This window comes from Hungatella sp., from assembly GCF_046966825.1.
On sequence record NZ_JBKVCZ010000093.1, the window covers coordinates 15,966 to 28,168 of the forward strand.

12 protein-coding genes are annotated in these 12,203 nt (G+C 49.6%); all 12 read right to left on the minus strand.

The features are described 5' to 3' along the window. Position 1: 1 nt before the first annotated feature. Entirely contained in the window at positions 2-2,173 is a 2,172-nt protein-coding gene (locus tag ACLTD4_RS23270; protein WP_117622927.1) for a YhgE/Pip domain-containing protein, read from the minus strand. Positions 2,174-2,496: 323 nt separating this feature from the next. After that, entirely contained in the window at positions 2,497-2,931 is a 435-nt protein-coding gene (locus ACLTD4_RS23275; protein WP_117622926.1) for a surface protein, read from the minus strand. Positions 2,932-3,038: 107 nt separating this feature from the next. Continuing rightward, complete coding sequence (locus tag ACLTD4_RS23280) at positions 3,039-3,917, minus strand: ROK family protein (protein WP_025531936.1); 879 nt, start codon at positions 3,915-3,917, stop codon at positions 3,039-3,041. A 59-nt stretch (positions 3,918-3,976) separates the two neighbouring features. Continuing rightward, positions 3,977-4,921: a mannose-6-phosphate isomerase, class I gene (manA, locus tag ACLTD4_RS23285; RefSeq protein WP_002603018.1), complete on the minus strand. Its 945-nt coding sequence runs from the start codon at positions 4,919-4,921 to the stop codon at positions 3,977-3,979. A 197-nt stretch (positions 4,922-5,118) separates the two neighbouring features. Continuing rightward, entirely contained in the window at positions 5,119-5,904 is a 786-nt protein-coding gene (locus ACLTD4_RS23290; RefSeq protein ID WP_025531935.1) for a hypothetical protein, read from the minus strand. Positions 5,905-5,907: 3 nt separating this feature from the next. Continuing rightward, positions 5,908-6,600, minus strand: coding sequence for a GntR family transcriptional regulator (locus ACLTD4_RS23295; protein WP_117622925.1), 693 nt, complete (start codon positions 6,598-6,600; stop codon positions 5,908-5,910). 192 nt (positions 6,601-6,792) lie between these two features. Next, the gene (locus ACLTD4_RS23300) at positions 6,793-7,599 is read right to left on the minus strand and encodes a gluconate 5-dehydrogenase (protein WP_055658310.1); all 807 of its coding nucleotides are present in this window, start codon (positions 7,597-7,599) and stop codon (positions 6,793-6,795) included. A 127-nt stretch (positions 7,600-7,726) separates the two neighbouring features. Continuing rightward, positions 7,727-8,149, minus strand: a complete 423-nt coding sequence (locus ACLTD4_RS23305) for a hypothetical protein (RefSeq protein ID WP_117622923.1) — start codon at positions 8,147-8,149, stop codon at positions 7,727-7,729. Between the two features lie 454 nt (positions 8,150-8,603). Next, entirely contained in the window at positions 8,604-10,670 is a 2,067-nt protein-coding gene (locus ACLTD4_RS23310) for a ribonucleoside triphosphate reductase (RefSeq protein WP_055658205.1), read from the minus strand. Between the two features lie 305 nt (positions 10,671-10,975). Further along, positions 10,976-11,584 carry a manganese catalase family protein gene (locus ACLTD4_RS23315; protein WP_055658207.1) on the minus strand — a complete coding sequence of 203 codons (609 nt, stop codon included), beginning with the start codon at positions 11,582-11,584 and terminating at the stop codon, positions 10,976-10,978. Beyond that, positions 11,584-11,850 carry a spore coat protein CotJB gene (locus ACLTD4_RS23320; RefSeq protein WP_002602947.1) on the minus strand — a complete coding sequence of 89 codons (267 nt, stop codon included), beginning with the start codon at positions 11,848-11,850 and terminating at the stop codon, positions 11,584-11,586. The genes ACLTD4_RS23315 and ACLTD4_RS23320 overlap by 1 nt, the downstream gene beginning before the upstream one ends. Next, the coding region (locus ACLTD4_RS23325) for a spore coat associated protein CotJA (protein WP_412331589.1) at positions 11,850-12,203 on the minus strand (354 nt) is incomplete at its 5' end. The genes ACLTD4_RS23325 and ACLTD4_RS23320, both read right to left, overlap by 1 nt.

Here is a 12,203-nt window from a genome sequence, read left to right on the forward strand (position 1 = left end):
CCTACATCACCCCGGTTTCCTCCAGCTTGCGCTCGAAGAAATCGTTCATCCTGATCACCTGTTTTCGCAGAACCACGCCCACAAACAGGGAGATGGGCAGATATAAGAGGACCTTTGCCATATCCTCGCGGTATGCATTTCCGTAGATACCGCCGACGCACTCCCTCATGGCGTTAATGGCGTGTGTAAACGGCAGCATCGGATTGACCATACGGAAGAAATGCGGCGTCACCTCGATCGGGAAGGTTCCCCCTGCCCCAGCCACCTGAATAACGAGCAGAACGACCGCCAGGGCCTTCCCCACATCGCCGAAGGAGATGGTGAGCGTGTAGATGATATTGACAAACACCACGCTCGCCAGAACCGCCGCCAGCACGAATTTCGCCGGCTCCAGGCACTGGATCTTCAGCAGGTAAAGGTCTCCCAGCGACACGATTAGCGCCTGCGCCACACCGAACACCATAAAGATGAAGTACCTACCAAAGTATTTTTCATACGCCTTACCGCCATGAATTTTCTCGTCCTCCACGACGCGGCACTTCAAAACAGCCACCAGGACCAGACCTCCCACCCATATGGCGAGAATCGTGTAAAACGGAGTCATGGCCGAACCGTAATTTTCAATGGGATAAATTTGATTCTCCTCCAGATTCACTGGAGATGACAGGAAATCCCCCATGGTCTCCGGATCATTTTTCATGATCTCCACAATCTTGGCCAGCCGCTCGCTCTCCTCCACGGATTCCACCTCATCGATGATGCGGTCCAGTTTTTCCTCACCGGCCGCGATCATGGACGCAGTCTGGTCCAGCGTCTCGATCAGACTGTCAAAGGAACCCGTGGTCTGAGTCAGGGTGCCGTCAATCTGCGGCAGAAGCCCGTTAATACCGACTGCGTAATCGGACGCGGCGGAAATGCTGTCATAAAGACTGTCCATTCCTGCCGTCAGGGCCGGTTTCACCTGGCTGTGATACTGATCCGTAATCCGCGCCCCCTGATCCATCATCTCATCCAGTGATTTCCTGATCTCCTGTCTGGCGTCCTCCGGAAGCTTCCCCGTCCTTAAGACCGTGTCCTCTGCCGTCTCTATCATATGTATCATATTTTTCTGCCTGTCGATCTGGCTGGTAATCATATCGGACAGCACTCCCAGAACCTTTCCCGGTCCGGGAATCTTTTCCTTTAAATTGTTCACCAGATCGAAAAGCTTCTGGTTCACATTCAGCATTGTATTTAAAACGTCAGAGGCCTTGTTTAATTCCCCTGCCGCCGCGTTCGCATCACGGTCCCAACGGTCAATGGCATCGCGGACCGAGCGGTCCACAGAGTCCATCAGGCCATCTTCGATGTCCAGCACATTTCCCACGCTGTCTGTCATGGTGTCGGACAAATCCTCTGAGGTGCGGATGAGACGGCTGGCCTCCGCTCCCGTGTCCTGCCCCGACTTAAGCAGCTCCCTGGAATCCGGAAGCATTGCCTGAACACTGCTTAAAAGACCTTTTCCCGCGGTCAGAGACGATTTTAATGCGCCGACCGAGCTGCCCATTAAAACCAGGTCATTTCTGGCATCCTTCATGGAGGACACCATCTCATCCGCCAGATCCTCCTTCTTCCCTTCCACCGTACCGTAGGTGACATGAAATGCCTTTCCCAGTGCCTCAGAGGAAGCGCTGATCAGGGATTCATTCACCTGCTGCTGGATGGTGCTGACGCCCTTATCCGTTATTTTCGTGGCGATTGCATTTTTCTTTTCATTCACATAGTACTGAAGCGTCGGCTTCTGAACGTTCGACGTAAAGATGCTGGCCGTCTTCTCGCTGAAGTCCTCCGGAATGATGACACAGGCGTAATAACGGCCCGCCTTCACACCCTCCACCGCCTGTTCCTCATCCACAAACTGCCATCCAATCTGATCATTTTCATGGAGATTGGAAATAATCATGTCACCGATGTTTACGGTGGTGTCCAGCTGTTCAATCCGTGTCCCCTGATCCAGACTGGTCACAGCCACCCGGAGCCCCTTCGTATTGCCGTAAGGATCCCAGTTCGCCGCGATGTTGAACCACGCATACAGCGACGGCAGTATCATGATTCCCAGCGCTACGATAACCGCCACCGGATTTTTTCCTATGTTCTTTATATCTCTGAGAAATATGGCCCATATCTGCTTCATCTTTCCAAGCCTCCTTGTTTTGCCCTGAAGTGTGTTTAGAAGTGTGTTTATCTTTTTAAACGTAATGGATTATAGCGGTGTGGAAATTAAAAGTCAATAGGCAGATTGGGGGATGTGTCGTATTCCTGTTTCAGAAGAAAATCGCAGGAGAAAAAAAGAATCCCCGCCGCGCATTCCGATCTGCGAGGCGGAGATTCTTTTCTCTGCTTTTTTATCTGCTTTTTATTTCTGTTTATGTATCATTTTTCTTTTTATTCTATTCGTTCTAACGCTGTTTTTCTTCCGTAGTCGCACCGTGAATCAGAGCGTGTTTGAAAAGTGCTCTAACGCATCATCATGAAAGGAATATTCTGTCCGTTCATGCCGCTGTTCTGATTTCCGCCGCAGCTCTGACCGTTGGTGCAGTTCTGGTTGCCGGAGCAGCTCTGACCGAAGCCGCAGGATCCGTTATCTGCACAACCCTGACCGTAGCCGCAGGATCCGTTGTCCGCACAGCCCTGGCCGTAACCGCAGGATCCGTTACCCGCTAAGTTCTGACCGAGACCGCATCCCAAGCTGCCTCTGCTGCCCGTACCCGCGCCCAGCTGATTTAACATATTTGCCAAATTGCCGGTCTGTCCGCTGCAGTTAGTCATATAACCATTCATACCATTGCCGCCTCCAACTACCTGGATGGTCGCTGCGTGAGCCGTCATCGGTACACTGGCGATGCTCAGTGCGGTTGCTGCTGCCAGAACAAATAATGGTAACTTTCTCATGATAAAGTCCTCCTTGTATATTACAAAATTGTTACATTTCTGTTACAAAATGTATCATAACATACTGGTACCGCTTTATCACTAGGAGAAACATGGCAATTTCCCGCTTACTCTGCCAGCTCCAGTTCATCCATGGCGAGCTTTAAGGCTCCCATGATTCCCTGATTGTCATTCAGGCTTGGAAGAACGATATAGCTGTCCAAATCCTCCAGCTCCTTTGTCTGGATATAGCCGTTTAGCTGGCGCTTCACTTCTTCTCTCACCAACGGCATCATATGCTCCTGATGCATAACGCCTCCGCCCAGAATGATTCTCTGAGGAGACAGGATCACGATGTAATCCACGATGGCCTGACCGATATAGAAGGCCTCCATCTCCCATACTTCCTTCCTGTCTGCAAGCTCGATTCCTTTCTTGCCCCAGCGCTCTTCAATGGCTGGTCCCGCAGCCAGACCTTCCAGACAGTTTCTGTGATACGGGCATTTTCCCGCATACGTGTCGTCCGGATGCTTCGCTAAAAGCACATGGCCGCCTTCCGGATGAAGCATGCCGTGGAGCAGCTTTCCGTTGGAAATGATTCCGGCGCCCACTCCGGTTCCGATGGTAAAGTACACGCTGTTTTCCAGCCCCTTTGTGATGCCCCAGGTCGCCTCACCCAGCGCAGAGCCGTTCACATCCGTGTCGAAGCCAACCGGAACACCCAGCGCCTCTTGGAACGCGCCTACTATATTATAATTGGCCCATTTCAGCTTCGGTGTCGTGGTAATGTATCCGTAGGTCTCTGACTTTCTGTTTAAATCGATGGGACCGAAACAGCCGATTCCCAGCGCTTCGATCTCCTTGTCCTTAAAATATGCAATCAGCTTCGGCATCGTAATCTCCGGTGTCTCCGTCGGAATCGAAACCCGCTCAAATATCTCACCCTGTTCGTTGCCGATGGCACAAACCATCTTTGTTCCGCCTGCCTCTAATGCTCCAAGTCTCATCTCATTACTCCTCCTGTCTGTATTCTTCCTTTATCTGAATCCCGATGTGCCGCAGCTTCCTACAGAGTCCCTGACTCCGGATTGGAACAGATCACCGACATCTTTCCTTCAAATCTCAATTCTCCCGCCCCTGCCGGAACGATAAAATGCTGTCCCGTTTCCAGCGGAATTCCGTTTACATAGCCTTTGCCGCTGATCACGCTGACATTGGCAAAAAACCGGCTGAATTCTCTGGTAAACACGCCGTCGATCTCATACTTGTCCACAGAATAGAACGGACACGTAATGAGGTGCGTGTGCACAGCCCCCGGTATCTTTTCCGTAAAGGTGTCACAGGAGGCCTCTTTAAACGGCGCCTCGATGGTCGCAATACTCTGTTCCACGTGCAGCTGCCTCGGTTTTCCATCGGACAGTCTGTCATAGTCGTAGACACGGTATGTAATATCACTGCTCTGCTGGGTCTCCAGAATCAGAGTCCCGCCCTTGATGGCATGGACGCATCCCGGATTAATCTGGAAGAAGTCGCCCTTCTTTACCGGGACCTTGCGGATAAATTCGTCCCACTGATGGCCGCGGATCATGGCTTCCATCTCCTCATGGCTCCCTGCATGGTGGCCGATGACAATCTCCGTCCCCGGGTCACAGTCCAGAATATACCAGCATTCTGTCTTTCCCAGTGATCCGTCCTCATGAACCTTCGCATACTCGTCATCCGGATGGACCTGAATGCTTAAATCCGCCTTTGCATCAATAATCTTGACGAGAAGAGGGAACTGATCTCCCGGATAATTCCCGAAAAGCTCCGGCTTCTCTTCCCACAGGCTGCTCAGCAGCCGTCCGTCATACATACCGCCGGCGATCCGGCAGTCTCCATTCTTATGGGCGCTCACAGCCCAGCATTCGCCTGTCGTATCACTTGGAATCTCATAGCCGAACACGTCGCGAAGCTTCGTGCCTCCCCATATTGCTTCCTTGAACACAGGTTCCATAAACAGCAGTTCCATATGTTTTCCTCCTTATTATGACTCATTATACCACCCCTCAATGGTGTCTGTCATAGTACCATTTTACTCGAATAAAGGAAAAAGGGAAAGAGGAAATTTCAAATATCGTGAAGAAATTGACAAATAAGGTACGCAGACCCCGGCGGGGCTGCGTACCTTATATTTGTACTTCATTTTCTCCTGCTTCCTGCAGTCTCTTACTTCCCGTAAACTTCAATCTGCGTCAGCGCCGGGAACGGAGACGGATCATCTGCCTTGATCAAATTGCTGAGCTTCAACCAGGTGATTCCCTTTTTCTCAATTCTGAACTCATGAGGCTTCACGCTCTTTTCCATATCCACCACTTCCGTGGTGCCGTCAGAAAAGGTAAATGTCGCCTTTACCCACCAGTTATCATGAGGGAAATCGGCTCTCGTAACGAGAACAATCCTGTCAAAATCCACGGGACGGCCGAATTCCAGGGTCATCTCCGCATCATCCTGACGGTTAATTCCCCAGGACTCATACGGCCATTCACCGTGAGATTCGTTGGAAACCACGCCGTCAATGGCATTGCGCGCTGCGAACACCGCTTCGCCGCGTGTCTCCACATTCGCATACACATGGGGATAACATCCCGGATCGCCGTGCTGGTCCATCACGTTCTTTGCAAGATTGCGGTAAGCCGCGGTCTCATACGCCTCCGCTGTTCTCATGGTCAGATAGTGTTTCTCCCCGGCAAATGATTTTGGATTATAGGAAACCTTCTTCTCATCAAATGGGATCCCATAAACCACTTCGGGCTTCGTGATATAAACAAGCGCCTCGTCCATGGTGTCATCCACACGAACTACGTAGTGCTGGTTCACTGCGTCTGTCGTAAATGTGATGGTATCTCCTTCGCAGTACGCGCCCTCGTAAACGAGAACGGCCCGTTCCTCACCGCAGACAGAGCTTTTTACCGCGCCATTTTCATCTTTTATGGTAATCGATACTTTCGCCATCGTCTATTCCTCCTGTTCAAAATAATCTTTATATTCCACATCGATCTGGTGTTTCATGCGTTTCATGCTGTAATAGAGATGTTCCTTCAGGGAACGCTCCAGTCCGGCAATATCCTTTTTCTCCAGCAGTTCAAAGAGCTCCGTATGCTCCCGTATGATCCTGGTAAAATCCGTCTCTGTAACGAAATCCAGCATACGGAACCGGGTATAGTGAAGCTGCTGCGCCTGAATCATATCCCAGAGCTTCATCTTGTCCGTGGCCCGGAACCAGATAGCGTGCATCTCCGCATCCATGCGGTAGAACTGTTCCGGCTCGAATCCCTTCTCCTGAATGAGGGCCTGCTGCTTTCTGATCATGTAGCGGACCTCCTCCATCCACAGCGGAGTCGCAATGTCCACAAAATCCCGCATGACCATGGTCTCCACCGCCACGCGCATATAGATCATCTGCTTGATATTGCTCAAATTTAAAAGCGTTACCTGAGTGCCGGAATAGGGCACGGAAATGACGAACCCCTGCTCCTGCAGTCTTCTGACCGCGTCTCTCACAGGCGTCCTCGAAACGCCGAAACGCTCGCAGATCTCATTCTCACTGATCATCTGCCCCGGTTTCAGCTCCAGGTCCAGTATCTCCCGCTTTAACGTCTCAAAAACGAGCTCCCCGCGGTTTTTATAGGCTTTCGTCTTCTCTTCCATGGCACCTCTCCGTCATCATTTCTAAAAAACATGCCATGAGCTCTGCCGGAAACAGAATCATGGCATGAATATTCGTTCTTTTATAACCAGGCTTAAGTACACCGGGTGCTCATAGTATAGCATAACCTTTCTTTACGGTCAATTACCGGCTATGCAGCGTTACCGTTCCCGCCGGTCCCTGTTTTCAGTCATTTACTGCGGCTGCTTGCCGATATAAGCCAGGATACCGCCGTCTACGTAGAGAACGTGTCCATTAATGAAATCAGATGCATCGGAAGCTAAGAATACTGCCGGTGCAGCAAGGTCTTCCGCTTCTCCCCAGCGTCCTGCCGGTGTCTTGGAAATGATAAACTGGTCAAATGGGTGTCTGGAGCCATCTGGCTGTGTCTCACGTAACGGAGCAGTCTGAGGAGTCGCTATGTAGCCAGGTCCAATGCCGTTACACTGAATATTGAATTCACCGTATTCAGACGCAATATTCCTGGTCAGCATCTTTAAGCCGCCCTTTGCCGCCGCATAAGCGGATACAGTCTCACGTCCAAGCTCAGACATCATGGAGCAGATGTTGATGATCTTGCCGTGTCCCTTCTTGATCATAGACGGAATAACTGCCTTGGAAACGATAAATGGAGCATTTAAATCAACGTCAATCACCTGTCTGAACTGCTCAGCGGTCATATCACACATCGGGATACGCTTGATAATACCGGCATTGTTCACAAGAATATCAATCACGCCGACTTCGCTCTCGATACGGGCTACCATCTCATTCACAGCAGCCTCATTGGTTACGTCACATACGTAGCCGTGAGCATCGATTCCCTCTTCTTTATAGGAAGCAATTCCCTTATCTACTAATTCCTGCTTGATATCGTTAAACACGATCGTTGCGCCGGCTGCAGCCATTCCCTTTGCCATTGCAAAACCAATTCCGTAGGAAGCACCTGTAATCAGTGCAACTTTTCCGTCCAGCGAAAACTTGTCTGTTAAGTAATCCATGTTCATGATTTGTTTCTCCTTTACTTATTTCTTTTTGGTCTGGTCAGTTATTCCGTCATCCCGGTCTTTTTTCTAAATGTATTCAAATCTTTAAATTTGTATACAGCCTCAATGACTTGTATATAGACTAGCATAATGTATTCAGTTTTACAATGTGCAATATCACCAAACTATATTCCCTTTTTTTGTCATTATTTTTTCTTATCCGGATGATCGGCTCTTGAAAACCTGCGTGTGATGGAAAATTACTTTTCGTCAGCTGTAAGTCACATGTTGTGGGAAATTGAGTCCCAATGGAGGAGGTGCAGCGGGCTGCGCTGACTGTATAGGGGCTTAATATGCTGCGAAGCGGAGTGGGCAGCGGGTGGAATGGATTTTCAGATATGCGCTGGGGAAACGCAGGAAAAAAGCTTTTATAAAACGGCTTATTTCTGCGTTTCATAAAAGCTTTTCTGTTTTTGGCTTTTGGCTTTTGGCCTTTGGCTTTTCTTTTCTTTTTTTCTTTTCTTTTTTCTGTATCCTGTCTCCTGTATCCTGTTTCCACCGGCACTCAATGTGCCGGCGGATTTTATCGTGTCAACGAATATCTGTTTTTACGGGGGGATTAGTGGCAGTTACATCCACATCCGCTTTCATTAGCAGTACCAGGAGCCGTAATCGGCATTACGTTGTTATTATTGCCTGCCCAGAAGCCATCTCTGAAGCCGGTCTCATAACCTGCGTTAAAGCCTGCGGCATAGCCGCGGCGGAACTGGCAGCTGGCCCAGTCATTCGGTCTGCAGCACCAGGAATTATTATTATTGTTGTTATTGTTATTATTTCCCCAGGAAACACATCCACAATTACATCCGCAATTCCATCCACAACCTACATTACATTTATTATTACAACAACACATATGATTGATCTCCTTTAATTTATCAGGTTTGTACTATATCATATGCGAATATACCTTAGATGTGCATAATGGAAACATTCACTGCTGCTTACAGGATAGCCCAAACTCAGACACGGAACATGATTCTGTTTTTGAACTCCTGTGCCTTTCCCTCGTTCCAGTCGTGAACCGGTCTGTAATAACCGGCAATTCTGCTGTAGACCGCGGCGCGGCCCCCGCATTTTGGACACACGTTCTGCCTTCCCGGCAGATATCCGCAGGACTGGCAGATAGAGTAGATCGGCGACAGCGTATAATAAGGAATATCATGACCAGTCGTTATGTCGTGCAGCAGATCCCGCGCCTTCCTCCAGTCGTCAAACTCGCGTTCCATATAAACATGGAACACGGTTCCTGCCGTATAAAGCGGCTGCAGCTGATCCTGATTCATCAGAGCAGCTTCCAGGGAACCATCGTAGTCCGCAGGCAGCTTCGTGCTGTTCGTATAATACGGCGCATCTCCTTCGTGACCTGCCGTCCTGATTCCAGGAAATTTCTCCTTATCCAGCATGGCGAAACGGTAGGTAGCCGACTCAGCCGGCGTCGCCTCAAGACCGTAGAGATCCCCGTATTCCAGCTGGTATCCCACGATCTTTTCCTTCATATGATTTAACATGGCAGCGGCAAACTGCCTCGTCTTCTCTGATTCCATGCCCTCTCCCAGCCACGGTGCATTCAGGCCGGCCTCATTCATCCCGATAATGCCGATGGACGAAAGATGGTTGCTGAAATCAGACAGATAGCAGGCCGTATATGGGTACAGGCCATTCTTCAGCAAATTGGAGATCACCTCACGTTTCGTCCGCAGGGAACGCGCCGCCAGATCCATCTTCTCATCCAGTTTCTCATAGAAATCCGCCTCATTCTTTGACTGATACGCAATCCTTGGCAAATTGATCGTAACCACGCCGATCGATCCCGTATGTTCCCCATATCCGAAGAAACCGCCTGCTTTGCTGCGCAGCTCATGTAAATCAGGAGTTACCCCGTCATAGGAAATTCTCACATCTCCCGGTGTCAGTCCGCTGCGGACGTAATTCGTAAAATACGGCGTACCGTAGTGGGAAGCCAGCGAAAACAAAAGCCGGTTTCTCTCATTATCAGACCAGTCGAAGTCCGGAGTCAGCCCATAGGACGGGATCGGATACTGAAAACCGAGTCCGCTGGCATCGCCCTCCAGCATAGTCTCCAGAAATGCCCGGTCCACCATATCCAATTCCGCCTGGCACTCCCCATACGTGAAATCCATCTCCTGTCCACCCACGATGGCCTTCTGCGATGCCATATCCTCCGGAACCATCAAATCCAGGGAAATATGGGAAAATGGTGCCTGAGTCCCCCATCTGCTCGGCGTATTTACGCCAAAGACAAATGCCTCCATACACTTTTTCACCCGGTCATACGAGAGGTTGTCCGCCTTGACAAAAGGCGCCAGATACGTATCAAAAGAAGAAAATGACTGGGACGCCGCCCATTCATTCTGCATAATTCCCAGGAAATTAACCATCTGATTGCAGAGCGTGGCCAGATGCTTCGCCGGAGATGCCGTAATCTTTCCAGTAATTCCGCCGAGCCCGTCCATCAGAAGCCTCTTTAAAGACCAGCCACAGCTATAACCGGTCAGCATGGACAGGTCATGAATATGAAGATCACCGCCTATATAAGCCTCGGAAATTTCCTTATCATAGATTTCCGTCAGCCAGTAATTGGTCGTAACCGCGCCTGAGTTATTTAAAATAAGACCGCCCACGGAGTATGTGACCGTAGAGTTCTCCTTCACCCGCCAGTCTTCCACCTTCACATAGTTGTCCACCACATCTTTATAATCCAGCGTTGTCTTACCGAGATTCCTGATCTTCTCCCGCTGTTTCCTATATAATATGTATGCCTTCGCCACGTCCGTATAGCCGGCTTCCTCCAGCACCTTCTCCACGCTGTCCTGGATATCCTCGACAGCAATCTGGTCGCCCTTCATCTTCCCCTGAAAATCAGACGTCACTCTGATCGACAGCAGTTCCACAATATCCTCCGTATAAAATTTCCCCGTTGCCTTAAACGCCTTCCTTATAGCTTCGGAGATCTTTTCCAGATGAAATTCTACGATTGCCCCATCACGTTTTGCTACTAAAATCATGCCTGTCCCCTCTTTCCTTGTGTCTCATTTGCTCTTACAATACTCTTACAAATATACCAGATTTCCCGTGAAGTCACAACATGCAATAAGCCGAAATACTGTATACACAATATCTTGAGTAAAGGTTTCAACTGCTAACCTGATGCTTGTCCCAATTCAAATGTACACATTTTTTTCATAATTTCATCAAAGAATCTTCACATATCCCATGTATAGTAATACATGTAACAGAGAAAAACCAAACAAAACTTTTTTTCATACTCTGGCCGGCAAGAATCCCCCTCTTGCCGGCCCCTCCCTTTTTATCAGCAATTATTCTTTACATCAAAGCTGGGATTGAAAGCATAAAAATTCTTACTGTCTAAATTATCCTGGGTAATCCGCAGCGCCTCACCAAATCTCTGGAAATGCACAATTTCTCTTTCCCTTAAGTAACGGATGGGGTCACAAACATCCGGATCGGTCACTACGCGCAGAATATTGTCGTAGGTGCTCCGTGCCTTTTGTTCTGCCGCCATATCCTCTACCAGATCGGTGATCGGATCGCCTTTCGACTGAAACTCGCAGGCATTAAACGGAATTCCGCCTGCGGCCTGCGGCCAGATACCCGTAGTGTGATCAATGTAATAAGGGCCAAAACCTGATTCCACGATCTGCTCCGGCGTTAAGTTTCTGGTGAGCTGATGAACGATTGTCGCTACAATCTCAAGATGAGCGAGTTCCTCTGTTCCAATATCCGTGAGGAGTCCCTTGCACTCCTTATATGGCATGGCGTAGCGCTGGGATAAGTAGCGCATGGAGGCACCCATTTCGCCGTCTGGCCCACCATACTGACTCATAATAAACGTCGCCATTTTCGGATTCGGTGTTGTAATATTTACCGGATACTGTAATCTCTTTTCATATCTCCACATCAGCCGCACTCTCCTTCCCAAGGCCACGGATTGTTGACCCAGGTCCAGTAATTATCGGACCGGACTTCGTCAAACATCAGCGGGCCGCACTGAGCCTCATAGGCATCCATTGCCTGTTTCCGTAAATCTGATACATATTGATAGTAATTCAGCGCATCCTGATCACTGGGATGAGTATCCAAATAGAGAATCACATCGTCCATAGCGAAGCTCGCCTCATAGACTGCTTGAAGCAGAGCGCTGCAGTTCATATCGGTATTTGCCATTATCTGCACCTCCCCATGGAAAACGGTTTATCCAAATCCGGGAAAATTGTCCCTCTGTTCATTGCTTTTTCAACCGGATAGACCTGCTGCCAGCGCTGCCACGGAACGTATGCCATGCCTACCGGAAACTGATCGATATCACAGGATGAGTTCATAGAAGAGGAATTCGTCGGCATTTCTGGACGAACGGCTGATTCACGGCCTGACATTACCTCCCGGCGGGCAACCATACCTGAGTCCATCGGTGCATTCGACTGCGGCATTGCGCCACGCCCCATCGGCATTTCCGGCTGCATCATCGATCCGCGATCCATCGGCATCTCCGGCAGCATCACCGCGCCACGCCCCAACGG